This is a genomic window from Sulfitobacter pontiacus (assembly GCF_040790665.1).
GTDB lineage: Bacteria > Pseudomonadota > Alphaproteobacteria > Rhodobacterales > Rhodobacteraceae > Sulfitobacter > Sulfitobacter pontiacus.
Genome location: NZ_CP160849.1, coordinates 1,362,971 through 1,388,889 on the forward strand (window position 1 = coordinate 1,362,971; position 25,919 = coordinate 1,388,889).

The following is a 25,919-nucleotide window of genomic DNA, read 5'->3' on the forward strand; positions in this document are numbered from 1 at the left end:
AGCAAGGGGAGAGTATAATGGCAGACGGACGCGGCCCATCATCACACACGGGCGAGAACCTGCTGTTCCTGACGGATGAACAGCTGCGGCAGGGGATCGAGGCGATGTTCTTTGCCTACCGCGGCTTTACAGCCGACCCTGACAAGATCCTTGTGGATATGGCCTATGGTCGTGCGCACCACCGTGCGATCCACTTTATCAACCGGGCCCCGGGCACGACGGTAAACAATCTTCTGGGGATTTTGGGTGTTACAAAACAATCCCTTAATCGTGTATTGCGCACGCTGATCGCTGATGGTCTTGTCAAAAGCCAAGTGGGAAAAGCAGACAAGCGGGAGCGGCACTTGTATCTGACTGACGCCGGGCGCGCGCTCGAACAGACATTGTCTGATGCACAGCGGATGCGGATGCGCAGTGCGTTCCGCGACGCGGGCCCCGAGGCGGTCGCCGGTTTCCGCACCGTGCTAGAGGCGATGATGGACCCCGAAATGCACCATTGTTACACCCGTCTGAAGGAAAACGGCGCGTGAACGAGGCCGACGCACATCTGCTGATCGTCGACGACGACGAACGTATTCGCACGCTGCTGCAGAAGTTCCTGATGCGGCACGGGTTCCTTGTGACCTCGGCCCGCGATGCCGCCCATGCGCGGCGTATTCTGGCGGGGCTGGATTTCGACCTGATCGTGCTGGATGTGATGATGCCGGGCGAGGATGGTCTAAGCCTGACCCGCAGCCTGCGCGAAGACATGCAAACGCCGATCCTGCTGCTGACCGCCAAGGGCGAGACGGGCAACCGGATCGAAGGGCTGGAAGCGGGGGCGGATGATTACCTTGCCAAACCGTTCGAACCCAAAGAGCTGCTGTTGCGGATCAACGCGATCCTGCGGCGTATGCCCGACACTCGTGTGGCTGATACCGCGCCCAAGGTGCTGTCGATGGGGCCGATCCGCTATGACATCGAACGCGGAGAGCTGTGGCAGGGCGACGATCTGGTGCGGCTGACCGCCACCGAAATCCAGCTGATGCGCATTTTCGCGGCCCAACCGGGTGCCGCGCTGAGCCGGTCAAAACTGGTGGAGGAACTGGGCCGTGACCGCGGGCAGGCGCAGGAACGTGCTGTCGATGTGCAGATCACCCGTTTGCGCCGCAAGATCGAAGACAATCCCAAACAGCCCCGCTATCTGCAAACCGTGCGCGGCGCGGGCTATATGCTGGCCCCCGACTGATCACGCGCTGCCTTGGCGGTAAATGTGGTATCGTGGCGTAAGAGAATTTGCGCCCAAGAAATCGGCACGGTCACTGGAAGCTATGGCGCGGGCGGGCTATGGTCAGGCCAAGTTTGATTGATGGGATTCACGGCAATGACGGATACTCCGGTAGAAGAGATGAGCTTTGAGGCAGCGATGGCCGAACTGGAAAAGGTTCTGGGCCAGCTGGAACGCGGCGATGTGGCGCTGGATGAAAGCATTTCGCTTTACGAACGCGGGGCCAAGCTCAAGAAGCGCTGCGAGACCAAGCTGAAGGAAGCCGAGGAAAAAGTCGCGCAGATCACGTTGGACGGCGACGGCAACCCTGTCGGAGTGGCACCTGTTGGCGGGGTTTGACATCTCGCTTGAGACAGAGCTGACGCGCAAACCGTTTCATGCGGCCTTGCCCCATGCTGCGGATCTGGCGATTGGCCAGATTCTGCACGGGCTTGGCGGGCTGGACGGCACCGTGGCCGAGGCGATGCGCTATGCCGTGACAGGCGGCAAGGGCCTGCGAGCCTTTCTGGTGATCGAAAGCGCGCGGCTGCACGGGGTGATGGACGCGCAGGCCGCCCCCGCCGCCGGCGCGATCGAGGCGCTGCACGCCTATTCGCTGGTGCATGATGACATGCCTTGCATGGATGATGACGCCCTGCGTCGGGGGCAACCCACGGTACATGTGAAATGGGACGAGGCGACGGCGGTTCTGGCGGGCGATGCGCTGCAGACATTGGCGTTTGAACTGGTCGCGGCAACGGGCTGCGGCGACGCTGAACGGGTTGCGCTGGTCACGGGGCTGGCGCGGGCTGCCGGTGTGCGCGGCATGGTGGGCGGGCAGGCGATGGACATCGCCGCCGAAACCGCACGCCAACCGCTGACCCTTGACCAGATCACGACGCTTCAGGCCGGCAAGACCGGTGCGCTGATCGAATGGGCCGCGACCTCGGGGCCGGTGATGGCGGGCGATGATCCCGCTGCGCTACGCAGCTATGCGCGCAACCTCGGGCTGGCGTTCCAGATTGCGGATGACATTCTTGACGTCGAAGGCGATGCCGCCACGGTGGGCAAGGCCGTCGGCAAGGATGCCGATGCGGGCAAGGCGACCTTTGTGTCGCTGCTGGGGCTGGACCCCGCCCGCACCCGTGCCCGTGATCTTGTCGATGCTGCCTGTGATGCCCTGTCCCCCTACGGCAGTGACGCCGAAACCTTGCGAGACGCGGCCCGCTTCGTTATTTCCCGCAAAAGCTGATCCGGTGGAGAGCCAGATGACCGATAGACCAGATACGCCCCTTTTGGACCGGGTGAACCGCCCTGCCGATCTGAAGAATTTCTCGGATGCAGAGCTGGTGAAACTGTCCCATGAACTGCGGGCAGAGACGATTTCTGCCGTATCAGAGACGGGCGGCCATCTGGGCGCGGGTCTGGGCGTGGTTGAACTGACGGTCGCGATCCATTCGGTGTTCGATACGCCGAAGGACAAACTGATCTGGGACGTGAGCCACCAGTGCTACCCGCATAAGATCCTGACCGAACGCCGCGACCGTATCCGCACCTTGCGTATGAAAGACGGGTTGAGCGGATTTACCAAACGCAGTGAATCCCCCTACGACCCCTTTGGCGCGGCGCATTCGTCGACCTCTATCAGCGCGGCTTTGGGCTTTTCGGTCGCACGGGATCTGGGCGGCAATGTCCCCGAAGGTCTGGGCGATGCGATTGCGGTGATCGGCGATGGGTCGATGTCGGCGGGCATGGCCTATGAGGCGATGAACAACGCGGGCCATTTGAAAAAGCGGATGTTCGTCATCCTGAACGACAACGAGATGTCGATCGCGCCGCCGGTGGGGGCGATGTCGACCTACCTCAGCCGTCTTTATGCCGAAGAGCCGTTTCAGGATTTCAAAGCCGCGGCCAAGGGCGCTGTCAGCATGTTGCCCGGCCCGTTCCGCGAAGGGGCCAAGCGCGCCAAGGATATGCTCAAAGGCATGGCCGTGGGCGGTACGTTGTTCGAACAGCTTGGGTTTTCCTATCTCGGACCGATTGACGGGCATGACCTGAACCAGTTGCTGCCGGTGTTGCGCACGGTCAAGGCGCGGGCGACGGGGCCGGTGCTGATCCATGTGATCACCAAAAAGGGCAAGGGGTATGGCCCCGCCGAAGCCGCCCGTGACAAGGGCCACGCGACCGCCAAGTTCAATGTGCTGACGGGCGAGCAGAAGAAAGCGCCGTCAAACGCGCCCAGCTATACCCGCGTCTTTGCGGACAGCCTGATCGCCGAGGCCGCAAAAGACGACAAGATCTGCGCCGTGACGGCCGCGATGCCGGATGGGACAGGGCTGAACCTTTTCGCCGAACGCTACCCCAGCCGGTGCTTTGACGTGGGCATCGCGGAACAGCACGGTGTGACATTCTCTGCCGGATTGGCGGCGGGCGGGATGAAGCCGTTCTGCACGATGTATTCGACCTTCCTGCAGCGCGGTTATGATCAGGTGGTGCATGACGTGGCGATCCAGCGCTTGCCGGTGCGCTTTGCGATTGATCGCGCGGGGTTGGTCGGGGCGGATGGGGCCACTCATGCCGGTGCCTTTGACGTGGCGTTTTTGGCGAACCTGCCCGATTTCGTCGTGATGGCTGCCGCGGATGAGGCAGAGCTGGTGCATATGGTGGCCACGGCGGCGGCCTATGACGACGGGCCGATTGCCTTCCGCTTCCCACGAGGTGAAGGCGCGGGCGTGACCATGCCCGAACGCGGCGAACCGCTGGAGATCGGCAAGGGGCGCATCATCGCCGAGGGCAAGCGCGTGGCGCTGCTGTCCTTTGGCACGCGCCTGTCAGAGGTGGAAAAAGCCGCCGAGGCGCTGCGGGCCAAGGGCATCACGCCGACCATTGCCGACGCCCGCTTTGCCAAGCCGCTTGACCGCGAGATGATCCTGTCGCTGGCCGCCGATCACGAGGCGCTGATCACCATCGAAGAGGGTGCAGTCGGCGGTTTTGGCAGCCATGTGGCACAGCTTCTGGCGGATGAGGGCGTGTTCGACGCAGGGCTGAAATACCGGTCTATGGTGCTGCCCGATATCTTTATCGATCAGGCGAGCCCCGCGGATATGTATGCAGTCGCGGGGATGAACGCCGAACATATCGAGGCCAAAGTGCTGGATGTGCTGGGCATCGCCAGCATCGGGGCGCAGCGGGCCTGACGCACAGGCCCGCGCGGTAAACCCGTCCTAGGCGTCAAGCAGTTGACGCGCCGCGACGATGCCAAGCGCTGCCGAAGCGGCCTCGCGGCCCTTTTCGACGAAATGCGCGCGGTAGATCGCATTGTGGTGGTCGGTTTCCTGATAATGGTGCGGCGTCAGCGACACCGAGAGGACGGGCACGCCCGTATCAAGGCCTACGCGCATCAACCCGTCAACCACGGCTGTCGCCACGAAATCATGCCGGTAGATGCCGCCATCGACCACGAAGGCCGCGCAGATCACCGCATCGTATTTGCCGGATTTGGCGAGGGTCTGCGCCATCAGCGGCATCTCGAACGCGCCGGGGACATCGACAACATCAATCTGGCTTGCGGGGATGGTTTCGGAAAACCCGTCATAGGCACGATCTACAATATCGGCGTGCCAGCGTGCTTTTACAAAGGCGTAGCGGGTGTGTGTCATAGTGATCTCCTTTTTTACGTCAGCGACACAAGTCACCCAAGGCGATCACGATTGCGGACGGCCCCAAGGGGCCGCAACAAACGCATTCTCTTTCATCCGGACTATGACCGTCGGCTCTGGCATCTCACCAGATCTGCTGACCCGGCGCATCCCGAAGGGATGTCGCCAGCGCTCGCGGGCTCGTGGCACTGGGGCCACATACCGCCGGTGGGGAATTGCGCCCCGCCCTGAGAATAGGGATACGTTGCCAAGGCAGGGGCGCGTCTGCAATACCAAAAGCGCGTTTGCAGTTTGGACCCTACGTTATGCACCCGAATCCCGTTTACCACGACGCCGACACCGCCAAGAACATCGCCTTTGCCCGCGACCGCAGCTTTGGCGTGCTCGCAGCCAATGGCAGCGACGCCCCGTTGATCAGCCATGTGCCGTTTTTGCTGAACGAAGCAGGGGATCAGGCGGATCTGCATCTGGTCCGGTCTAACCCGATTGCGCGGGCGCTCAAACCCGCGCTGCCGGTCAAGCTCGCCATCAGCGGGGGCGATAGCTATGTCTCGCCCGACTGGTACGACGTCGACGATCAGGTGCCGACGTGGAACTATGTGGCGGTGCATCTGACCGGCACGCTAGAGCTGCGCCCGCAGGAAGAGCTGCTGGACCTGCTGGATCGCCAGTCTGCCTGGTTCGAGGATCGTCTGCTGCCCAAGCCGCCGTGGACCACCGCCAAGATGAACCCCCTGACCATGCAGAAAATGATGCGCATGATCGTGCCCTGCCGGATCCGGATCACCGGCGTCGACGGGACGTGGAAGCTGAGCCAGAATAAACCCGATGCGGTGCGACTGGCCGCAGCCGACGGGGTAGAGGCGCACGGCTTTGGCGCGGGAACAGGCAGTTTGGCCGACCAGATGCGCGCGGCAAAAGGCACCTGATCAACAAGCGATTGCACCGCGCGCGGATGACGGTGATAGTTCGCCCAAACCCCGAGGAGGAGACACCCGTGAAACTATCCTATTCCCCGACATCGCCCTATGTCCGCAAGGTCATGGTATTGCTGCATGAAACCGGCCAGATCGAAGATGTGACGCTTGAAAATATCTCGACCACGCCGCTGGCGCCTGATGCCGCGCTGCTGCCGAACAACCCGCTGGCCAAGGTCCCGGCACTGGTGCGCGACGAGGGGCCCGCGCTGTATGATAGCCGTGTGATTTGCGCCTATCTGGATGATCGCGCGGGCGGCAAGCTGTACCCGACCGGCAGCCGCCGCTGGGACACGCTGACGCTTGAGGCAACGGCGGATGGTATGCTCGATGCGGCGCTATCGATGGTCTACGAGGGCCGGATGCGCCCCGAAGGCAAGCAGATGCCAGAATGGGGCGAGGGTCAGTGGTCCAAGATCGAACGGGCCTGCGCGGCGCTGAACACACGCTGGATCAGTCAGCTTTCCGGTCCGCTGGATATGGGGCAGATCGCCGTCGGCTGCGCCTTGGGATACCTTGATTTCCGGCATGACGCGCGCAATTGGCGCAAGGGAAACGACGCCTTGGCCGATTGGGCGCGCCGCTTTGATTCGCGTGCATCCATGCAGGCCACTGCCCCTCCGGCAGGATAAAAGCGCAAAAAATCCGGCCTTCACCCTTGAAGGAATGCAACACTGCGACGGTTTGCGCGACAAAGGTATCTGGACGTGCGCGACGCAGCCCGCTAGTAACCAAAAGAATTGTGGGAGGTGCGTCAGCGCCGCCCCTTGATTTAATGGCCGTCAGGCCCTCGATTTGGAGTTAACCCGTGTCCCAAGCAGAAGATCACGCAGGCACCCGGAGGGATTTCCTCTATTACGCCACAGCTGGTACAGGTGCGGTCGCCGTCGGCGCGGCAGTCTGGCCATTGGTCAATCAGTTGAACCCATCCGCAGATGTGAAGGCGCTGTCGTCCATCCGCGTCGATGTGTCCGCTGTTGAGCCAGGTACACAGCTCACGGTCAAATGGTTGGGTAAGCCGGTGTTCATCCGCCGCCGTACCGAAGAAGAAATCGCCAAGGCACGTGACGTTGAAATGTCCGAGCTGCCCGATCCGGGCGCCGAGAACGCCAACATCGCAGCCGGTGCCCCCGCGACGGATGAAAACCGCGCCATGGCCGGTAAAGAAGACTGGCTGGTGATGATGGGCGTCTGTACCCACCTGGGCTGCGTGCCTTTGGGCGACGCAGGTGACTTTGGCGGCTGGTTTTGCCCCTGCCACGGGTCGCACTATGACACTGCGGGCCGTATCCGCAAAGGGCCAGCACCGCGCAACCTGCCGGTGCCAATCGCAGAATTCGTGGATGAAACCACGATCAAACTAGGTTAAGGGAGAACGGGAATGGCTGGAATTCCTCACGACCATTACGAGCCGAAATCTAACGGAGAGAAGTGGCTGCACACCCGTCTTCCCGTTGTTGGGCTGCTGTATGACACATTGATGATCCCGACACCGAAGAACCTGAACTGGATGTGGATCTGGGGCATTGTTCTGACGTTCTGTCTGGCACTGCAAATCGTGACCGGCATCGTGCTGGCGATGCACTACACCCCCCATGTCGATGTCGCGTTCTCGAGCGTTGAACACATCATGCGGAACGTGAACGGCGGCTACATGCTGCGCTATCTGCACATGAATGGCGCGTCGCTGTTCTTTGTTGCGGTCTACGCGCACATCTTCCGCGGCCTGTACTACGGGTCGTATAAAGCGCCACGTGAAATCACGTGGATCGTCGGCATGCTGATCTACCTTCTGATGATGGCAACCGGCTTTATGGGCTATGTTCTGCCTTGGGGTCAGATGTCGTTCTGGGGCGCTACGGTTATCACCGGTCTGTTCGGTGCGATCCCGTTCATCGGGGAAAGCCTGCAAACGCTTCTGCTGGGCGGGCCTGCGGTCGATAACGCCACGCTGAACCGTTTCTTCAGCTTGCACTACCTGCTGCCCTTCGTGATTGCCGGTCTGGTGATCGTGCACATCTGGGCGTTCCACACCACCGGGAACAACAACCCCACTGGGGTCGAGGTTCGTCGCACAAGCAAGGAAGACGCAGAGAAAGACACGCTGCCCTTCTGGCCCTACTTCGTGATGAAAGACCTGTTCGCGCTGGCCGTGATCCTGGTTGTTTTCTTTGCGATCGTGGGTTTCATGCCGAACTATCTGGGCCACCCCGATAACTATATCGAGGCGAACCCGCTTTCGACGCCTGCGCACATTGTGCCTGAATGGTACTTCCTGCCGTTCTACGCGATCCTGCGTGCCTTTACTGCCGAAGTCTGGGTTGTTCAGATTGCGTCCTTCGTGACCGGTGGCATCATCGACGCCAAGTTCTTTGGTGTTCTGGCGATGTTCGGTGCGATCGCGGTGATGGCACTGGTGCCTTGGCTGGACACATCCTCGGTGCGTTCGGGCCGCTATCGTCCCATGTTCAAGTGGTGGTTCGCGCTGCTGGTGATCGACTTCTTCGCGCTGATGTGGCTGGGTGCCATGCCTGCGGAAGAGCCATATGCCAGCTTCTCGCTGATCGCTTCGGCCTATTGGTTCGCATACTTCCTGGTGATCCTGCCGCTTCTGGGTGTGATCGAGAAACCAGCGCCGCAGCCTGAAACCATCGAAGCCGACTTTGACGCGCATTACGCGCCAAAAACCGGCGGCACCAAGACGCTGGTCAAGCCAGCAGAGTAAGGACCATGACAATGATCAAGAAAACCTTCCTTTCGGCTGTTGTCGCCTTGGGCTTTGCAGGTTCCGCTGCTTTCGCCGCCGGTGGTGAAGCGCATGTCGAAGACTTTGACTTCTCTTTCGAAGGGCCTTTCGGGTCCTTCGATGCCAACCAGCTGCAACGCGGTCTGCAAATCTATACCGAGGTCTGCTCTGCCTGCCACGGCATGAAGTTTGTGCCGATCCGTACACTTGCGGATGAAGGTGGCCCCCACCTTCCCGAAGATCAGGTCCGTGCCTATGCCGCGAACTTTGATATCTTCGACCCCGAGCTGGACGACACACGCCCCGGCACGCCGGTTGACCATTTCCCTGAGTCCGCGTTGGATACCGCGCCCGATCTCAGCTTGATGGCCAAGAAGCGCGCCGGTTTCCACGGGCCCTATGGTCTGGGGATCAACCAGTTCTTCAAAGGCATCGGCGGACCCGAATATATCGCGTCGCTTTTGACTGGCTACGAAGAAGCCCCAGCCTGTGCCCCCGAGGATTTCCCCGGTCACTACAACACGGCGTTCCCAAGCGGCGGTATCCCCGAATCTTGTAAGGACGAGAATGGCCACGCCACAATCGAAGGCAGCTGGATCGCGATGGCACCCCCGCTGTACGGTGATGACGTGACCTATAACGACGGCCACGATTCTGACCTGCACCACGAAGCCGAAGATGTTGCGGCCTTCCTGATGTGGACCGCCGAGCCCAAGATGATGGCACGCAAGCAAGCCGGTTTTGCTGGCGTTCTGTTCCTGACGCTGTTGTCGGTATTGCTGTATCTGACCAACAAACGTCTGTGGGCGCCTGTGAAACACAAGGAAGACTGATCTTCCTTCACACGGCCAATGCCTGAATATAGCCCCCCGATCCATCGCGGTTCGGGGGGCTTTCTTTTTTTGGGGACGCGTTCGGCTGGGTACTAGCGCTGCTGGCTTGCGACAGTGACAGGCGACGCCAGTGGATTAACGGTGAAACCCTGCCACGCGGTCAAGCCGCACACCGCCATAGCCCGCAAGCACCGACATCACCGCGGCGGTGGCAGGGCCGTAGACGGTTAAACGCACCGGCATAAACAGCTCTGTAAACCGGTCAGCAAAGCGGCCACCGAACTGCGCAAAATGCGCCATCACGGCTGCGTTGTCCGCATAACGTTCCAGCACAGTGCAGGTGCGTCGGTCGTCGGACATGTAGAATTCGCTATGCAGTGTGCGCGGTTCGTCTGCCTCTGCAGCCTGTACCATTTCTTCAAGCAACGGTTGGACATTGTCGCCCTGACCGTCCCGCACGTCCATCTCAAGGACCCATTCGATAATTTCGCTCATGTTAACCCTTTCTCGCTAGGGAATCACCCTAGAGGAGAAAGGTTTACAATCTGCAACGTCTCACACAGCCAGCAGATGCCCTGCGTTCTGGCCGGTGATCGTGGCCGAAATGATCGCGCCCTCGGTCTGGGGGGTGGCAAAATGGGTTTCGGTGAATTGTTCGGTACGGCCCATGGTGGGGCTTTCCATCAACACCTGATGGGCGCGACCTTGTTGGGCCGCCAAATGGCGCGCGACCTGCGCGTCACCCGCAGCACGCAGCTGCGCCGCGCGTTCCTTGATGAGCGTGCCGTTCACTGCTGGCATCCTTGCAGCGGGCGTGCCTTCGCGCGCCGAATAGGGGAAGACATGCAGCCATGTCAGATCGCAGTCCGTCACCAGTTTGAGCGAGTTTTCGAACATCGCGTCGGTTTCGGTGGGGAAGCCGGCGATGATATCGGCCCCAAAGGTCATGTCGGGACGCAGTTTGCGGGCCTCTTGGGCAAAACGGATCGCATCGTCGCGCAGGTGGCGGCGCTTCATCCGTTTCAGGATCATGTCGTCGCCGTGTTGCAAGGACAGATGCAGGTGCGGCATCAAGCGGGGCTCGGTGGCGATGGCCTGCATCAGGTTCTCGTCCACCTCGATCGAATCGATGGAGCTGATGCGCAGGCGTGGCAGGTCGGGCACCAGCCGCAGGATGCGCATCACCAGATCCCCGAGCTTGGGCGTCGCGGGAAGGTCCGCACCCCAACTGGTTAGATCGACGCCGGTCAGAACGACTTCGTTAAAGCCCTTGTCGACCAGCCGCTTGATCTGATCCACCACGACCCCCGCAGGAACCGAGCGGGAATTGCCGCGGCCATAAGGGATGATGCAGAAGGTACAACGGTGATCGCAGCCGTTTTGGACCTGCACATAGGCCCGGCTGCGCGTGCCGAAACCGTCAATGAGATGCCCCGCCGTTTCGGTCACCGACATGATGTCATCGACCTGAAGCGCCTCTGTCTCGCCGATGAAATCAGCGGCCAATCCCTGCCACGTCGCGCCCACCATCTTTTCGGTGTTGCCGATCACCGCGTCGACCTCTGCCATCTTGGTAAAGGTTTCTGGTTCGGTCTGGGCGGCGCAGCCGGTGACGATCAAACGCGCGTCGGGGTTGGCCTTACGCAGCTTGCGAATGTCCTGACGCGCCTTGCGCACGGCCTCGGCGGTGACGGCGCAGGTGTTGACGATAACCGCGTCTTTCAGGCCAGCCTGTTCGGCAAGTTCCTTCATCGCTTCGGTCTCATAGGCGTTCAGGCGGCAGCCGTGATTCGAGAAGATCGGGGCGCTCATGTCAGGCTTTCCAGAAACGAAGGGGTCAGCACGCCGCTGAAGACATGGGCCGAGGGGCCAGTCATCCAGACGCCATCCTCGCGCCAGTCGATGTGCAGCGTGCCACCGTCCAGATCAATGCGCACGGCGCGGCCTGTCAGCCCTCTGCGTGCCGCTGCCACGGCCGTCGCACAGCTCGAGGAGCCGGAGGCCAGCGTGATGCCCACACCCCGTTCCCACACGCGCATACGGATGTGGTCGGGGCCAACGATCTGGGCGATCTGCACATTGGTGCGTTCGGGGTAGAGCGCGTGATGCTCGATACCGGGGCCAAAGGCGGGCAGATCAATCGCGTCAACATCATCGACAAAGAAGGTGCAATGGGGGTTACCCATGCCGGTGGCTGTCGGCGCGCCGTCAATCGGCAGCTCAAGCGTATCCATCTGGTGTGCCAGCGGAATTTCGTCCCAGTCAAGCTGCGGATGACCCATGTTGACCGATGTCAGCCCATTGCCGGCATCCCGCGCCGCCAGATCGCCGCGGTCGGTGGTCAGGTGCAGCTGGGTCTTGCCTGTTTCCTCCATCAGGAACCGTGCGATGCAGCGCGTGGCATTGCCGCAAGCGGCAGAGGTAGAGCCGTCGGCGTTGAAGAACGTCAGATGCGCATCAGCCGCGCCATTCGTGATTACGGCCAGTTGGTCAAAGCCCACGCCGAACTGGCGATGCCCGATGGCCTGCGCAAGGGCAGGGGTCACCTTCGGGAGCGCCGGGGTGCCGTCGGTACGCACAGCACCCTCACGCGCATCCAGCACATCTTTCTCGCGCGCATCCAGCACGACCTTCTCGCGCGCATCCAGCACGACAAAATCATTGCCCAGCCCATGCATCTTCATGAAGGGCAAACCGTTGGTCAGATCACTATACATTCGGCGCATATAACGCGGCATTTGAAACTAATCCAGCGAGAGTGAAATTTTTCGTAAGTTTCCGCTTGACCCCAAGGCCGCACCTTTCTAGATACCCGCCTAGTGGGCCGTTAGCTCAGTTGGTAGAGCAACTGACTTTTAATCAGTAGGTCGATGGTTCGAACCCATCACGGCTCACCACTACTTTCCAGTCTGACTGGAACGGATAAAAACAGCGCCCCTCGGGGCGCTGTTTTTCGTTTCAGGGGTTGGGTTTAGGGCTTAGCCCGTATGGCCTTCAAAACATTTCAGCGCGATCCCGGCTTCTTGCAGCGAGGATTTAACCGCACGGGCAATGTCGACGGCTTCGGGGGTGTCGCCGTGCAGACAGATGGTATCGATCGCGGCGGGAATTGTTTGTCCGCCCTCGGTCAGAATCGCACCGGCTTTGACCATTTTCACCATCCGGTCGCCCGCCAGTGCCGCATCGTGAATCACCGCACCGGGTTTAGAGCGGTCGACCAGCGTCGCGTCGTCGTTATAGGCGCGGTCGGCAAAGATCTCTCCGGCCCACTTACAGCCAAGCGACTGCACCGCGTCCTGTTGCGCCGTGGCGGCCAGCACCATGACGATCAGATCAGGCGCGACGCTGAGCGCGGCCTCATAAAGGTCGCGGGCCAGTATCTCGTCCTCTGACGCCATATTGGCGAGCGCGCCGTGCAGTTTCAGGTGGCGGACCGATGTGCCAAGGCTGCGCGCCATGCCGACACTGGCGGCGACCTGATAGCGGACCTGATTTTGCAGCGTGGCCCGTGGCACCGACATGCGATTGCGGCCAAAGCCGGCCAGATCCATGAAACCGGGGTGCGCGCCGATGCCGACGTCATTGTCACGCGCCAGCGCCATTGTGGCAGACATCACATCGGCGTCGCCCGCATGGCCGCCACAGGCGATGTTGGCAGAGCTTATGATTTGCAACAAAGCGGCATCATCGCCCATTTTCCACGGGCCAAAGCTTTCGCCCATATCGGCATTCAGATCGACGGTCGGCATTTAATGCTCCTCTTTAAAGGGGTTGTCGGTGGCAGAGATCGCGCCCCCCACCAGCTGATAGGCCAGCAGGTTGCGGATTTTGGCAGGGTCGCGGACCAGCGGTGTGACCTTCCCGCCAAGCGCCTTGATATCTTGGCGGTGCTGTGTCTCGAGCGTGATGGCCTGTTCCAGCGTTATGAATTCGAACCGGATCGCGGTGCCCGATGCGGCTTGCGCCACGCGGGGCAGGTCGCGGGGAATCACGGTCCCGATGCGGGGATAGCCGCCGGTGGTCTGGCATTCGCCCATCAGCACGAAGGGAGCGCCGTCGCCGGTGATCTGGATGTCGCCAGGCACGATGACCTCGGACAGGATGGACAGACCGCCCTCGGCGCTGAAGCCGTCGCCGTCGTGGTCCATGCGCACGCCCATGCGGTTGGCACGCGGGTCGCGGGTAAAGGCGGTGTTCTCGAAGCGTTTGCGTTCATCAGCGGTAAAGTGGTCGGTCTGCATGCTGGCCACGACGCGCACGGTGCCGCCATCAAAACGACTGTCGCGGGGCAGTTGCAGCCCCGTTTCGCGCGACTTGTCCGCCCCAAGGGGCAGCGCGTCGCCCGCAGCAAGCGGCTGGCCCAGACCTGCGCTTAGGTGGCTGGCCCGTGCCCCCAACAGTGTGTCAGAGGCGATGCCCCCGCCCACATGCAGATAGCCATAGGTGCCACCCGTGGTGCCGCCAATGGTCAGCTTTGCCCCAGCGGGCAGCATGTGGCTGGCGTTCCAGACGATGGCATCCCCGTCGATGCTGGCGGCCATGGTGGCCCCTGTCAGGGCGATACGGATGTCGGCGTCGCCCGTGAAGGTCCCGCCGGTGCCTGTCATCTCTATCACCGCAAGCTCGGGCGATTGGCCAAGCAGGGCGGCCCCTTCGTAAAGCGCCACGGGATCGGCGGCACCGCCCTTGGTCAGCCCTTGGGCACGCCAACCGGGGCGGCCCATATCCTGTATCGTCAAAGCGGGGCCGGCTTGGGCAATGGTGAGGGTCGCAGTCATGCCAGCACCTCTGTCTCTGCACCGCCCTGACCGGTTTCATCCGCCGCGGTGATCTTGTCATACTCGGCGCGCGATATGGAGGGGAAGCACAGCTCGTCCCCCGGTGAGAGGGCAAAGGGCGTGTCGCTGCGCGGGCGGAAGGTCTTGAACGCGGTCTGCCCGATGTGGCGCCAGCCGGTTGGGGAGGCATTGGTGAAGATAATCAGCTGCCGGATCGCCACGATCAACGCGCCGGCGGGGACGGATTTTGTCAGCCCCTGCTGGCGTGGAATATCCCAGTTCTGCGGCAGTTCGCCCATGTAGGGCTGGCCGGGGGCAAAGCCGATGGTCAGCACCCGCACGCGCGCCTGCGACAGCTGTGCAATCGCCGCATCGGGGTCCAGCCCCGCAAGCTCTGCCGCTTCTTCAAGCTGTGGCGCAAGGTCGGTGCCATAGACCGTTGGCACATGCCACAGCGTCCGCCCCGTCGGCAGGTCAGAGGTGTACCAGTCGCGCGTTGCCAGCAGGTCGTGCAGACGGTCCAGCAGGGTGTCCACCGAAGCCGCCACCAGATCGATCTGCAGGAAGGTGGACACCAGCGAGGTGCTCGTCTCTGTCACCTCGGGCCAGTCGGCGGCATCCACGGCGGCGCGAAACGACAGGGCGGCGCGGTTCGCGGGCTCTGACATCGTGTCGGCAAAACGCACCAGCACGCCGGACAGGCCAACGGTCTGGATCAGGGGGAAGTCGGTCATTGGGGCACCTGCCTTAGATTTTCGGGCAGCCAGGTCGCGATGTCGGGGAAGAAGATCAGGACAAAGACCATCACCACCATGATCAGGAACATCGGCAAGGCGGCTTTGGTGATATATCCCATCTCGTGATCCGTCATGCCTTGCAGCACGAACAGGTTGAACCCGATCGGCGGCGTGATCTGCGCCATCTCGACCACGACCACAACAAAGATACCGAACCAGATCAAGTCGATCCCCGCACCGCGCACCATCGGCTCAACCACAGCCATCGTCAGCACGACCGACGAAATACCATCAAGGAACATGCCCAGCACGATATAGAACACCAGCAGCGCCATCAGCAGTTGAAAGCGCGTCAGTTCAAGCGCAGCAATCCCGTCCGCCAGCGCGCGCGGCAGGCCGGTAAAGCCCATCGACAGTTTAAGAAAGGCCGCGCCCGCAAGGATCAATGCGATCATGGCAGAGGTGCGCATCGCCCCCATCAGGCTTTCCTGAAAGCTGGTCCAGTTCAGCGACCCCTGCATTAACGCCAGCGCCAGCGACCCCAGCACGCCGATGGCCGCCGCTTCTGTCGCGGTGGCGTAGCCCAGATACATCGACCCGATCACCACCGTGATCAGCCCGAAGACCGGCAGCAGAAAGCGCGAGTTGCGCAGCTTGGCGGCAAAGCTCATCCCTGTCTCGACGCTGGGGTTCCAGTCCTTCGAGGTCAGCGCGATAAAGGCGACATAGGCCATGAACATCAGCGCCAGAATAAGCCCTGGCAGGACGCCGGCAAAGAACAGTTCGGTGATGCTTTCGTTCACGGTGACGCCGTAAACGATCAGCGCGAGCGAGGGCGGGATCATCAGCCCCAGCGTGGCGGCACCGGCCAGCGTGCCGATGATCATTTTTTCAGGATAGTTGCGCGCCCGCAGTTCGGGGATCGACATTTTACCCACGGTCGACAGCGTCGCGGCAGACGACCCTGACACGGCGGCAAAGACGGTGCAGCCGACGATATTGGTATGCACCAGCCCGCCGGGCAATTTCGCCAGCCACGGCGACAGCCCTTTGAACATATCCTCGGATAGGCGTGTCCTGAACAGGATCTCCCCCATCCAGATGAACAGCGGCAGCGCGGTCAGCGTCCACGAGCTGGACGAGGCCCAGATCGTCGTGACCATAGCATCGCCAACGGGGCGGGTGGTAAACAGCTCCATCCCGAACCAGGCGACGCCCATCAGCGCCAGACCAACCCAGACGCCGGTGCCCAGCAGGAACAGCAGCACAGTGATAAACAGAATGATCGCGTAAAGTTCCGTCACAGCGTCACTCCCCAAAACTTTGATCGACAAGATCGCGGGTGAGACGGTGTTCGCCTTTTACGATCAGATAGAGCAGGTTATCGGTCAGCGCGATGGCAAGGATGCCACCGCCCACAACCATCACCGACTGCGGAATCCACAAGGATGTGGCGTCTTGCGACTGGCTGACTTCGTTGAATTTCCACGACCAGTAGACGAACCAATAGGCGTAGTAGGTGAAATACCACGCAATCGCCGCGGCAAGGCCGAAGCACCATATTTCAAGCAGCCGTTTCGGGCCTGCGGGCAGGGCGTTCAGCAGCACCGACACGCGGATATGCGCGCCACGGTTCAGCGCGTTGGCGAAAGCGAGGAAGCTGGCGGCGGCCATCGCATAGCCGGCATAGCTTGCCGCACCGGGAAAAACCTCGCCGGTCCAGCGGGCAACCATCTGCACCACGATCAGCAGCAGGATCGCGACAAGACTGACGGCAGCCAGGGCGCCGGATGCGAAATAGATGAAATCTAGCAGGCGTCGCAGGATGTTCATGGGAAAGGTCTCCGGATTGGCGGATCGAACGTCAAACGGCGGCACCTGTGTGGGGCGCCGCCGTTCGTTGATTTACTGCATGGATTTGTAGCTATCGACGATCGCCTGACCGTCCTCGCCCGCATTCTCCAGCCATTCGGAGGTCATGGTGCCGCCGATGTCACGCAGGCCGGACATCAGCTCTTCGCTCGCGGGTTCCACGGTCATGCCGCCTTCGCGCAGCCCGTCATAGGTGAACTGCGTATAGTCCTTGGAGGCTTGCAGCCCGCGCGTTTCCGCATCGCTGGCACAGGTGGTGATGATCGCCTTGTTCTCTTCCGAGACATCGTTCCACACGTCATTGTTGATCATGATGTAGTTGCGCGGCAGCCAGGCGTCGACCTCGTAGAAATGGGTCAGGCTTTCCCAGACTTTCTGGTCATAGCCGGTCGCACCGGACGAGATCATCGATTCCGCAACGCCGGTGGCAAAAGCCTGGCTCAGTTCGGCGGCTTCGATGGTGACGGGCAGCATGCCTGTCAGCTCTGCCAGACGGCTGGTGGCGTTGTTGTAGGACCGGAACTTGACGCCCTTCATGTCCTCGATCGTGTTGACCTCTTTCTTGAAGTACAGGCCCTGTGGCGGCCATGGCACGTTATAAAGCAGCGTCAGGTTCTGCTCTGCCAACAGCTCTTCGATCTTGGGTTTCGCGGCTTTCCACAGCTTGTCGGACGCCTCGAAGGACGGCGCGAGGAAGGGGATGGAATCAAAGCCGAAGATCGCGTTTTCATTCTGGTGACCCGACAGGATGCGTTCGCCCAGCTGGACCTGACCGGTCTGGATCGCGCGTTTGATGTCGGCACCCGCGATCAGCGACCCGCCGGGGTGCACGGTGATCTCGATCTCGCCCGCGGTGCCTTCGGTCACGCAGTTGGCAAATTCAACGCCGTTCTCGGAATGGAAGTTCGACGCCGAATAGGCCATCGGCATGTCCCATTTTTCAGCCGCGAAAGCGGGTAGGGCGGTGGTGACCGTCAGGGCGGCGATCGCGACGCCTGTCATCAATGTGGTGGTCCGTTTCATGTGGTTCTCTCCTTGTTGGTATGTCTTTGGTTTGCGGGGTTAGCCCCTGCTAAACCGTTGTGGTGCATAGGGCTGCAGGTCGGTGTTGACGGGTTGCCCCATAACCAATCCTGCGACGAGGCGGCCTGTTTTGGGCCCGCCTGTCAACCCGATGTGGTGATGCCCGAAGGCGGTAAAGACCCGGCTTGTGCCAACCTGTCCGATCAGGGGCAGGCTGTCGCTGGGGGCAGGTCGGTGCCCCAGCCATTCGATTTCGCGCGTGGCCCGAAGCTGTGGAAAGGCCGCCTTGGCCTGTCGCCGCAGCAGCGCCAGCGGTGCCTTGGACGGGGCGGCGTCAAGCCCGCCGAATTCCAGAATACCCGCGCAGCGTAGGCCCTGCGCCATGGGGGTGGCAACGAATTTCCCGCTGGCGATCATCACGGGGCGCGCGGGCCCGCCCGTCGCGCCCTCGAATATCACATGATAGCCGCGTTCGCTTTCCAGCGGGACGTTCAGCCCCAGCTTGGCCATCAGCGGTTTCGACCAGACGCCGGTGGCCAGCACGATATCGTCACAGGCCACGCGGCCTTGGGTCGTCTCGACCCCGGAAATCGCGCCGCCGGACAGGTCGAAATCCTTGACCTCGGCCTGCAGGATCGTGCCGCCGCCCTGTTCGAACGCCCGCGCCAGCGCGCCGACATAGCCGCCGGGGTCGCGGATAAAGCCGTGGTTCTTCATGGTGGCAGCTAGGTGAATGTCCGGCCCGAGCGTCGGTTCATACTCGTGTATCTGCGGCCCCTCGATCAGCTCTGGCGCGAACCCCGCCTCCGCCCGCAGCGCCCAGGTGTAGGCTTCGGCGTCAAACGCGGCGCGGTTTCGGTAGGCGAAAACATAATCGCTGTCCCTCACCCAGTCGGACAGGCCCAGATCAGCGGTCAGGCTTTTGTGTTGGTCCACACTGTCGCTGACAATAGGCGCGAGCCCCTGCGCAATCCGGCGGGTGTCGCGGTCGTTCGCGACCCGCAGATACTTTGCCAGCCACGGCAGCAGACGCGGCAGATAGGGCAGGCGCAGGTAAAGCGGCACATCTGGGTTCAGCAGCATCGCAGGGGCTTTGGCGATCAGGCCGGGGGCGGTGACAGGTGCCACGGCGCAGGCTGCCAGCACGCCCGCGTTCCCATGCGACGTGCCTGCCCCCGGTGCCGCGCGGTCAATGATCGTGACCTGCGCGCCTGCGCGTTGCAGCCAGATCGCCGAAGACACACCGACAATACCCGCCCCCACGACGACCACATGGCGCGTCATGGGCGACCCTTGGGATGAAAACAAAGACGGTTCGACATGGTTCTTGATTCCTTTCCGCTCACTTTGGCAGGGAAAAGCAATACGTCAACAAAATGTTTACAAATTGTCATCGTTGTTGCCTGCGCAGGCATGTACCGCCAATTCGTTCATCGAAACGGGGTGGGTTAGCGAAGCCAGCCGTCTTCGAAAGCGATCTGACTGACGCCTGCCAGACGGATGATGCGGGCCAGCTCTGCCTCGAAGGCGGCTTGTTTGCCTTTGCCCCAACGGCTGCCCGGTTCTGGCCAAAGGGCGCGTACCACCAGCGTATCGCGGTCACGGTGTGCTTTCATATCCACCCGCGCGACAATGCTGTCGCCCTGCAGGATCGGAAAAACATAATAGCCATAGACCCGTTTGGGCGCGGGCACGAACATCTCTATCCGGTAGCGGAAGCCGAACAGACGTTCGGCGCGTTTGCGATCGCGCAAGGCCGGGTCAAAGGGGCTGAGCACGCGTAGCCGTGCGGTCGGAGCCATGTCTATCGCGGGGTCGCTTGCCAGACCGGGACGGGCAAAGCTGCGATGGACTGTGCCGTCGGCGCCCGCGATCTGCACCGGCTCGACACGTCCAGCGGCCTGTTCACGCTGGACCCATGCCTTCGCCTCTGCCGGAGAGATATGCGCCCAGAATGCCGCCAGTTCCCCCGGCGTGGCAAAGCCCAGACGATCCAGCGCGCCGTTGCAGCACCAATCGATGGTCTGCGCCTCATCCGGTGCCTGCGACGGGTCGCATAGCGCCGCGTCAATCACCCGCTCTGTCAGGTCATAGCGTTTCTGGAAACCGTCCCGCCCCACGACGCAAAGCGCACCGGCGCGCCACAGATATTCCAGCGCGGTTTTGGAGGGATGCCAATCCCACCACCCGCCGTTCGAGCGCGGTTCATCCTGCCCGACATCAGACGACGACACCGGCCCCTGTGCGCGGATCTGGTCCAGCACGCTCTGGAACCGCCCCTCGAAATCATGTTGGTGCCAGTTCTTGTACCGCTGGCGCAGCATCTGCGCGTCCCGCTGGCGGCGCAATTCCCAATGGGGATAGTATCCCATCGGGATCACCGCGGCGTCATGGGTCCAGTGCTCGAACAGCGCCCCATCGCGTTCATACAGCGTCTTTAACGCTTGCGGGCGATAGCGTTGGCGGCGCGAGAACAGGATCAGGTCATGCGCCCGCGCCACGGTATTGATGCTGTCCAACTGCACAAAGCCCAGGCCCTGGATCAGCTGCAACAGGTCGTTCCCGCTGGCGGGCCCCTGGGGTGCATCGCTTAGTAGATGGCGATGCAGAAAGATGCGACGGGCGTCGCGGTTGCCGATCAGCGGCAGGGTCATACCTTGCGGTTGCGGCGCAGCGTGTCCCCCAGCGACAGGGTCGGTGTCAGGGTAATCTGCGTTTGTAGGTCGGGGTCCGGTTCATCCAATGTATCGTTCAGAATGATACGCGCCGCCGCCTGTCCGATCTCGAGCCGACAGGCGTCCATCGTGGCAAGCTGACGGGGCAAACCCTGTAGCAGCTCGACGTTGTTGAAACCGGCAAGTCCGATCTGGCCCGGAATATCGATGCCCTGATCGATCAGATATAGCAATCCGCCCGCGCCGATCATGTCGTTTGAATAATACAGGAAATCCAGCTCGGGCGACCGTTCCAGCATATCCTGCGTCATCTCGCGCCCCTTGGCCAGCGCAGAGCCGCCAGAGTAGAACGCGCGGTCCTCGATCTCTATCCCGGCTTTGGCAAGCCCTTCGGTAAACCCTTCGAACCGTTTGCGGGCGCGGTGGTCAAGCGGCATCTTGGTGCCCATGAAACCGATGTGTTCATAGCCTTCCTTTAGGATCGCCTTGGCCATTTCTTGCCCCGCACGGCGGTGCGAAATCCCGACCATCGCATCAATCGGGCGTCCGTCAACATCCATGATCTCGACCACGGGGATGCCCGCATTCTTGAGCATGGCACGCGTCGCATCGCTATGTTCCAGCCCCGCGATGATCACGCCCGAGGGCCGCCACGACAGCATTTCATAGAGAACACGTTCTTCTTTTTCGGGCATATAGTCGGTGACGCCCACGACCGGCTGCAGCGGGGTGTCTTCAAGCACCTGATTGACGCCGTTCAGCACCTCGGGAAAGACCATGTTCGACAGCGACGGGATAATCACCGCGACAAGGTTCACCCGTTGGGACGCTAGCGATCCGGCAATCTGGTTGGGCACATACCCCAGCTCTTTCGCCGCAGCCAGCACCCGCCGGCGCGTCGCTTCGGACACGTCGCCGCGTTTTCGCAGAACCCGGCTGACCGTCATTTCCGACACCCCGCAGGCATCGGATACATCACGAAGGGTCAACGGGCGTTTCGGAGGCTGTGTCAAAGGCGCTTGTCCTGCTTGAAAGTGGTATTCTATCAACAGCGTAGTGTGTCGGTTGGGCGCAGGCAATCACCATATCAAGCCCCCCACCACAGAGCCGCTATACCACCGTGCAGTGTGGCTGGATCACCACCCCGTTTTGCGCTAAGCCAAACCCGTGGCCCCGTGGCTCAACTGGATAGAGCAGCCCCCTCCTAAGGGGCAGGTTGCAGGTTCGAATCCTGCCGGGGTCGCCATTACTGCCTGAGAACGTGACCTATTTGCGGGGAAGCCGAACGCGTGGGGGTAAGGGGGCGGCCTAACGTCATCGGCCAGCAGGACGTATTCGACACGCCTTGCAGCGATTGCGCATTTAGTGATGGCAGAATGCGAGACGTTCTTACGGTCTGCGCGAAACCGGACCTTCACGCCATCAGCGGCGAAGGTCCGGAGCGATGCTTGTGAGCAGGCCGTGCCTTATGCAGGCTGTAACCTGTGCCTCGTGTCTGTCAGCCGGCGATCGCCACACCGATTTTACCCATGTGCGACTTTTCCAGAAATGCCTTCTGCGCCGCGTGCAAGTCAGCCAAGGGATAGGTTTCGGCGACCACGGGGTTGATCTCGCCTGCTTCGATGTAGCTGACCAAATCAGCGAATACGCGTGGGTCTTGCCGGGTGCTCCCGATGAGGGTCAGATCCTTGAGGTAGAGGGTCCGCAGATCAAGTTCGACGATCGGACCGGCAATCGCGCCCGACGTGACGTAGCGCCCCCGTGGCACCAAAGCATCAAGCAGTTCGGGCCAGCGCGGCCCCCCTACAAGGTCGAGCACGACGTCGAAGGCATCATTCGGATAAGGCTCATTGCGGTCGATCACCGCATCCGCGCCGAGGGCTTTCAGCGCGTCCATTTTCGCCGGGCTGGTAGAGGCGGTGACATGGGCACCGCGCCGCTTGGCCAATTGCACCGCCGCCGATCCGACGCCGCCGGATGCACCTGTGATGAGCACACGCTCGTCCCCCAATCCGGCGCGTTGGATCATGCCTTCGGCGGTGGAGAATGCGCAAGGAAAGGACGCGAGCTCGACATCCGAAAGCGGGCTTTCGATCCATAGTGCGTTTTCCTCGCCCACGGTGGTGTATTCCGCAAAGCCGCCATTGCGCTCGGAGCCGAAGGTCACAAGTGCATCTGGTCCGGCACCGGTCGGACGGTGCATCGGCCGCACCAGCACGCGCTGACCGATCCGCGCAGCGTCCACACCGTCACCAACCGCAACGATCTCTCCGCAGCAGTCCGCGCCCTGGATGCGCGGAAAGCTGAGCGCACCGGACCATCCGCCGTCGGCGTCAGAGGCCCCCGCGTAACCCTCGGTTGCGGCGGACCCTGTGTCGCCCCGCACCGCTTTCGAATACCAGCCGGTTCGGGTGTTGACGTCGGTGTTGTTCACCGCCGAGGCGCCCACACGGATCAATACCTCGCCAGCTTCCGGTTGCGGAACCAAAACGTCGTCACGCCACTCAAGCTTGTCCAACCCGCCATGGCCTGTGAGGATTACAGCTTTCATCGTTTCAGGAAGTGTCATTGTGGCATGCTCCGGTGTAGAATAATTACTCTACTTGCGTAGGTAGAGAGATCATTCTACATCGTCAAGTATGAGCGATATGATGAACAAGATATCCGCAGGGCTTGAACGCGCCTTTGCCAATCGGGGCTTTGCCGAGCCTAGCGTCGAAGACCTGCGGGATGCTGCGGGTGTGAGCCTTCGCACGCTTTACAAATACACGCCGTCGCGGGCGGAAATGGTGCTTGCTGCGTTAGAGAACCGGCATCAGCGCTATCTCGCCCGCGTGTTTGATGACCTGCCAGAAGACCCGAGCGAGGCGCTCGATACGATACTGACTCGCGTTGGAAACTGGATGGCGACCGAGAGCGCGCATGGCTGTCTCTTTCATGCTGCAGTGGCCGCTGAACCGGGCAGTCAGCCGCTGCGCGAATTACTGGAACGTCACAAGGCAGAGGTCGCGGAAAGGGCCGCAGCGGCGACCGCGTTGAAGGGGGCCGATACCGCGCTGTTGTTGATCATCGAAGGGCTGACGCAAGCGTGGCCCCTGCATCATGAGGCCGCTCTGGATGCGGCCAAGCGATTAGGGCTGTCGCTGCTGCCACCGGATCATTGACGGCCCACAGCCGGATGTCGTGATGGTCCCACATTCCGGCCCGCTTGTGTTCTTGCGGGGGCTGGCGATAGCTCTGGTGTAAACCTGAATGGCTGGCACCGCTGTGGTCGAGCGGCTGTTTTATTCTGCACAACAGATTGGCACATGCGTATTTTCTGCGCACTGTTTGGGCTAAGCATGTCGTAAGCCGCTGGCGCACGAGGGATGCCGGATTGAAGTTGCACCGATGATCGTGGATCAAAATGCATGAATGCAGATCTGCGTATCCTGGTTGTAGAGCCAAACCCCGAGCGCGTGCGTGACATCGTGGATGCGTTGCGCGAAGCGGGTTGGTCTGACGTCAAGGCTTTGCTGCAGATGTCGGAACTGAACCAGACGGTGAGGGAATTTTCACCGGACATCGTTCTTATCGACCTGACAAACCCGGACCGCGATACGCTTGAACATATCTCTCACGCGACCGAGACGACCAAGCGGGCGGTCGCGCTGTTTGTGGATCAGACGGATGAGAACCTGACGCAGGCGGCGCTGAATGCCGGGGTCAGCGCCTATGTGGTGGATGGTCTTCAGATGGACCGGATAAAACCCGTGCTGCAAACGGCCATCGCGCGCTTCAAAATGATGCGTCAATTCCACTTTGAACTGAATGCTGCCAAGCAAGCGCTGGAGGATCGCAAGACGATCGACCGCGCAAAGGGGATCTTGATGCGCCAACGCGGCATGCCCGAGGATGACGCCTATAAGCTGCTGCGCACCACCGCGATGAGCCAGAATCGCAAGGTCATCGATGTGGCACAAGCGTTGGTAACGGCAGCGGATCTGTTGTCATGAGCGAGGTTGTTCTGAACTGTGGCTATGTCCCGTTGGTTGATTGCGCCCCGCTGGTCATCGCGAAAGAGCTGGGATTTGCTGCCGAACAGGGGCTCGCGCTTAATCTTTTGCGTCAGCCTTCGTGGTCTGCGCTGCGCGATATGCTGGCACTGGGGCATCTGGATGCCGCGCATATGCTGTCGCCAATGCCGGTGGCCATGTCCATCGGGATGGGTGGATTGCCCGCGCGGGTAGATGCGCTGATGGTCTTATCCGTGAACGGCACGGTGTTCGGCGTCTCTAACGCTGTTGCTTCCGCATTGGAGAACGTGCGCTTTGGGGACACGACTGCATTGCTGTCGGGGCTCAGCGCGCGCGGTGCCAAACCGCTGCGTGTGGGTATCCCGTTCCACTATTCCATGCACCGGCTGCTGCTGTCCTATTGGGCCGCGCAAGCGCCCGACCTGCAGATTGAGGAAGTCACCGTGCCGCCGATGCGTATGGCGGATGCAGTCTCGGACGGGTTTGTCGATGCCTTTTGGGTGGGCGAGCCCTGGGGCGGTGTGGCCGTGCAGAATAATGTGGCCAAGCTGATGATGGCGGGCCGCGATGTCTGGCAGTTCGCGCCGGAGAAGGTGCTTGCCGCGCGCCATGAGTGGGCTTCGCAGAACGAGGACAGCGTGCGTCGCCTGATGCGGGCGGTATACCAAGCGTCGGCCTGGCTTGATGCGCCGGGAAACAAGCCGCTGGCGGTCGAGATTTTGGGCCGCAGTGAACACCTGAGCATGTCACCCGATTTGATCGATCCGGCGCTGACCGGGCATATCGTCCCCCGAACGGGGGCCTCTCCGGTCACTGTGGACCGGTTTTTGCAGTTCCACAGCCATGCCGCCTCTTTCCCGTGGCGCAGTCAGGCGGCGTGGATCGCGCATCACCTTGGTGCAGACGCCGCGGGAATCGAGAAAGCCAAAACCTGTTTTCGCGCCGATCTTTTCCGCCAGAATCTGTCTGATATCGGCGCTGATATGCCCCAATCCTCCGAGAAAACCGAAGGGGCGATGACCTTGCCAACATCTGTAGCATCTGCGCGGGGAGAGATGATTCTTTCGCCTGACGCCTTTTTTGACGGCAGAACGTTTGATTTCACCGCAGCTGTGCGATGAATTCTTAAGCGGCTTCTGCATGGGCCTCTGAAAAGCTGCCGCAATGCAGAAAATCCGTTGCGTGAAGCCGCGTCTATGAGCCACCCTTGATGCCAAGGGACAACGTTGTCCGACCTATACCGCTGACCAATGCTGGTCGCACATCACTCAGAGCAATGCCGCTCGTACGGAGCACGGATTTCTTCCCCGTGAACCATACGTGCGGCTTTTTTCGTTTCTGCCCTTCGGGGCCATGA

At 61.4% G+C, this 25,919-nt stretch carries 27 protein-coding genes, 2 tRNA genes and 1 riboswitch; of the genes, 15 read left to right on the forward strand and 14 right to left on the reverse strand.

Annotation, left to right across the window (positions count from 1 at the left end; translation table 11 throughout):
- Positions 1-17 precede the first annotated feature (17 nt).
- The 5 genes from AB1495_RS06640 (at position 18) to dxs (ending at position 4,443) form a co-directional block, all read left to right on the forward strand.
- A complete protein-coding gene (locus AB1495_RS06640; RefSeq protein ID WP_005850955.1) occupies positions 18-530 on the forward strand; it encodes a MarR family winged helix-turn-helix transcriptional regulator in 513 nt (170 codons plus the stop codon).
- A complete protein-coding gene (locus AB1495_RS06645) occupies positions 527-1,228 on the forward strand; it encodes a response regulator (protein ID WP_005850956.1) in 702 nt (233 codons plus the stop codon). Before AB1495_RS06640 ends, AB1495_RS06645 begins: the two co-directional genes overlap by 4 nt.
- Before the next feature lie 135 nt (positions 1,229-1,363).
- Complete coding sequence (locus tag AB1495_RS06650; protein ID WP_005850957.1) at positions 1,364-1,606, forward strand: exodeoxyribonuclease VII small subunit; 243 nt, start codon at positions 1,364-1,366, stop codon at positions 1,604-1,606.
- Positions 1,593-2,498 carry a polyprenyl synthetase family protein gene (locus tag AB1495_RS06655; protein WP_139283817.1) on the forward strand — a complete coding sequence of 302 codons (906 nt, stop codon included), beginning with the start codon at positions 1,593-1,595 and terminating at the stop codon, positions 2,496-2,498. The genes AB1495_RS06650 and AB1495_RS06655 overlap by 14 nt, the downstream gene beginning before the upstream one ends.
- A 16-nt stretch (positions 2,499-2,514) precedes the next feature.
- Complete coding sequence (gene dxs, locus AB1495_RS06660) at positions 2,515-4,443, forward strand: 1-deoxy-D-xylulose-5-phosphate synthase (protein ID WP_009825808.1); 1,929 nt, start codon at positions 2,515-2,517, stop codon at positions 4,441-4,443.
- Positions 4,444-4,470: 27 nt separating this feature from the next.
- Here dxs and AB1495_RS06665 read toward each other — a convergent pair whose 3' ends face one another.
- The gene (locus AB1495_RS06665; protein ID WP_005850960.1) at positions 4,471-4,905 is read right to left on the reverse strand and encodes a 6,7-dimethyl-8-ribityllumazine synthase; all 435 of its coding nucleotides are present in this window, start codon (positions 4,903-4,905) and stop codon (positions 4,471-4,473) included.
- Positions 4,906-4,985: 80 nt separating this feature from the next.
- Positions 4,986-5,144: riboswitch (FMN riboswitch) on the reverse strand.
- A 66-nt stretch (positions 5,145-5,210) separates the two neighbouring features.
- Between AB1495_RS06665 and AB1495_RS06670 the strand changes: the two genes are divergently transcribed.
- The 5 genes from AB1495_RS06670 (at position 5,211) to AB1495_RS06690 (ending at position 9,461) form a co-directional block, all read left to right on the forward strand.
- Positions 5,211-5,834, forward strand: a complete 624-nt coding sequence (locus tag AB1495_RS06670; protein WP_074636241.1) for an FMN-binding negative transcriptional regulator — start codon at positions 5,211-5,213, stop codon at positions 5,832-5,834.
- 68 nt (positions 5,835-5,902) lie between these two features.
- On the forward strand, positions 5,903-6,514 hold the full coding sequence (locus tag AB1495_RS06675) for a glutathione S-transferase (RefSeq protein ID WP_244268934.1): 612 nt from the start codon (positions 5,903-5,905) through the stop codon (positions 6,512-6,514).
- A 176-nt stretch (positions 6,515-6,690) separates the two neighbouring features.
- Positions 6,691-7,251 carry a ubiquinol-cytochrome c reductase iron-sulfur subunit gene (gene petA, locus AB1495_RS06680; protein WP_037942947.1) on the forward strand — a complete coding sequence of 187 codons (561 nt, stop codon included), beginning with the start codon at positions 6,691-6,693 and terminating at the stop codon, positions 7,249-7,251.
- A gap of 12 nt (positions 7,252-7,263) precedes the next feature.
- Positions 7,264-8,607, forward strand: coding sequence for a cytochrome b (gene petB, locus AB1495_RS06685; RefSeq protein WP_005850964.1), 1,344 nt, complete (start codon positions 7,264-7,266; stop codon positions 8,605-8,607).
- 5 nt (positions 8,608-8,612) lie between these two features.
- Complete coding sequence (locus tag AB1495_RS06690) at positions 8,613-9,461, forward strand: cytochrome c1 (protein ID WP_074636237.1); 849 nt, start codon at positions 8,613-8,615, stop codon at positions 9,459-9,461.
- A gap of 135 nt (positions 9,462-9,596) precedes the next feature.
- Here AB1495_RS06690 and AB1495_RS06695 read toward each other — a convergent pair whose 3' ends face one another.
- Genes AB1495_RS06695 through dapF form a run of 3 tightly spaced genes read right to left on the reverse strand, consistent with a single transcriptional unit; the run spans position 9,597 to position 12,178 of the window.
- Positions 9,597-9,956, reverse strand: coding sequence for a putative quinol monooxygenase (locus tag AB1495_RS06695; protein WP_074636235.1), 360 nt, complete (start codon positions 9,954-9,956; stop codon positions 9,597-9,599).
- Between the two features lie 60 nt (positions 9,957-10,016).
- Complete coding sequence (gene mtaB / locus AB1495_RS06700; RefSeq protein WP_074636232.1) at positions 10,017-11,273, reverse strand: tRNA (N(6)-L-threonylcarbamoyladenosine(37)-C(2))-methylthiotransferase MtaB; 1,257 nt, start codon at positions 11,271-11,273, stop codon at positions 10,017-10,019.
- Positions 11,270-12,178 (reverse strand): diaminopimelate epimerase, encoded by a 909-nt coding sequence (gene dapF, locus AB1495_RS06705; RefSeq protein WP_074636230.1) that lies wholly within the window; start codon positions 12,176-12,178, stop codon positions 11,270-11,272. The genes mtaB and dapF overlap by 4 nt, the downstream gene beginning before the upstream one ends.
- Before the next feature lie 104 nt (positions 12,179-12,282).
- On the opposite strand from dapF, the gene AB1495_RS06710 reads away from it, so the two are divergent.
- Positions 12,283-12,358, forward strand: a tRNA-Lys gene (locus tag AB1495_RS06710).
- A gap of 81 nt (positions 12,359-12,439) precedes the next feature.
- On the opposite strand, the gene AB1495_RS06715 is transcribed toward AB1495_RS06710, so the two are convergent.
- From AB1495_RS06715 to AB1495_RS06755, 9 genes are all read right to left on the reverse strand, one after another.
- A complete protein-coding gene (locus AB1495_RS06715) occupies positions 12,440-13,210 on the reverse strand; it encodes a LamB/YcsF family protein (RefSeq protein WP_074636229.1) in 771 nt (256 codons plus the stop codon).
- Positions 13,211-14,239, reverse strand: coding sequence for a biotin-dependent carboxyltransferase family protein (locus tag AB1495_RS06720; RefSeq protein ID WP_074636227.1), 1,029 nt, complete (start codon positions 14,237-14,239; stop codon positions 13,211-13,213).
- A complete protein-coding gene (locus AB1495_RS06725) occupies positions 14,236-14,973 on the reverse strand; it encodes an allophanate hydrolase subunit 1 (RefSeq protein ID WP_074636225.1) in 738 nt (245 codons plus the stop codon). The genes AB1495_RS06720 and AB1495_RS06725 overlap by 4 nt, the downstream gene beginning before the upstream one ends.
- A complete protein-coding gene (locus AB1495_RS06730) occupies positions 14,970-16,280 on the reverse strand; it encodes a TRAP transporter large permease (protein WP_009825820.1) in 1,311 nt (436 codons plus the stop codon). The genes AB1495_RS06725 and AB1495_RS06730 overlap by 4 nt, the downstream gene beginning before the upstream one ends.
- A 4-nt stretch (positions 16,281-16,284) precedes the next feature.
- Positions 16,285-16,809, reverse strand: a complete 525-nt coding sequence (locus AB1495_RS06735; RefSeq protein WP_005850973.1) for a TRAP transporter small permease — start codon at positions 16,807-16,809, stop codon at positions 16,285-16,287.
- 72 nt (positions 16,810-16,881) lie between these two features.
- Positions 16,882-17,871, reverse strand: coding sequence for a TRAP transporter substrate-binding protein (locus AB1495_RS06740; RefSeq protein ID WP_074636223.1), 990 nt, complete (start codon positions 17,869-17,871; stop codon positions 16,882-16,884).
- Between the two features lie 39 nt (positions 17,872-17,910).
- On the reverse strand, positions 17,911-19,179 hold the full coding sequence (locus AB1495_RS06745; RefSeq protein ID WP_342005757.1) for an FAD-binding oxidoreductase: 1,269 nt from the start codon (positions 19,177-19,179) through the stop codon (positions 17,911-17,913).
- A gap of 140 nt (positions 19,180-19,319) precedes the next feature.
- On the reverse strand, positions 19,320-20,525 hold the full coding sequence (locus AB1495_RS06750) for a winged helix-turn-helix domain-containing protein (RefSeq protein ID WP_074636219.1): 1,206 nt from the start codon (positions 20,523-20,525) through the stop codon (positions 19,320-19,322).
- Positions 20,522-21,559, reverse strand: a complete 1,038-nt coding sequence (locus AB1495_RS06755) for a LacI family DNA-binding transcriptional regulator (RefSeq protein ID WP_037942958.1) — start codon at positions 21,557-21,559, stop codon at positions 20,522-20,524. The genes AB1495_RS06750 and AB1495_RS06755 overlap by 4 nt, the downstream gene beginning before the upstream one ends.
- Positions 21,560-21,715: 156 nt before the next feature.
- Here AB1495_RS06755 and AB1495_RS06760 point away from each other — a divergent pair.
- Positions 21,716-21,792 (forward strand) — tRNA-Arg (locus AB1495_RS06760).
- Between the two features lie 252 nt (positions 21,793-22,044).
- Here the strand turns inward: AB1495_RS06760 and AB1495_RS06765 are convergent.
- The gene (locus tag AB1495_RS06765; RefSeq protein WP_074636217.1) at positions 22,045-23,115 is read right to left on the reverse strand and encodes an alcohol dehydrogenase family protein; all 1,071 of its coding nucleotides are present in this window, start codon (positions 23,113-23,115) and stop codon (positions 22,045-22,047) included.
- Positions 23,116-23,197: 82 nt separating this feature from the next.
- Between AB1495_RS06765 and AB1495_RS06770 the strand changes: the two genes are divergently transcribed.
- The 3 genes from AB1495_RS06770 (at position 23,198) to AB1495_RS06780 (ending at position 25,683) form a co-directional block, all read left to right on the forward strand.
- Positions 23,198-23,710, forward strand: a complete 513-nt coding sequence (locus tag AB1495_RS06770) for a TetR/AcrR family transcriptional regulator (protein WP_244268932.1) — start codon at positions 23,198-23,200, stop codon at positions 23,708-23,710.
- Positions 23,711-23,956: 246 nt separating this feature from the next.
- Complete coding sequence (locus AB1495_RS06775) at positions 23,957-24,541, forward strand: ANTAR domain-containing response regulator (RefSeq protein ID WP_074636213.1); 585 nt, start codon at positions 23,957-23,959, stop codon at positions 24,539-24,541.
- Complete coding sequence (locus AB1495_RS06780) at positions 24,538-25,683, forward strand: ABC transporter substrate-binding protein (RefSeq protein WP_074636211.1); 1,146 nt, start codon at positions 24,538-24,540, stop codon at positions 25,681-25,683. The genes AB1495_RS06775 and AB1495_RS06780 overlap by 4 nt, the downstream gene beginning before the upstream one ends.
- Positions 25,684-25,919: the final 236 nt, after the last annotated feature.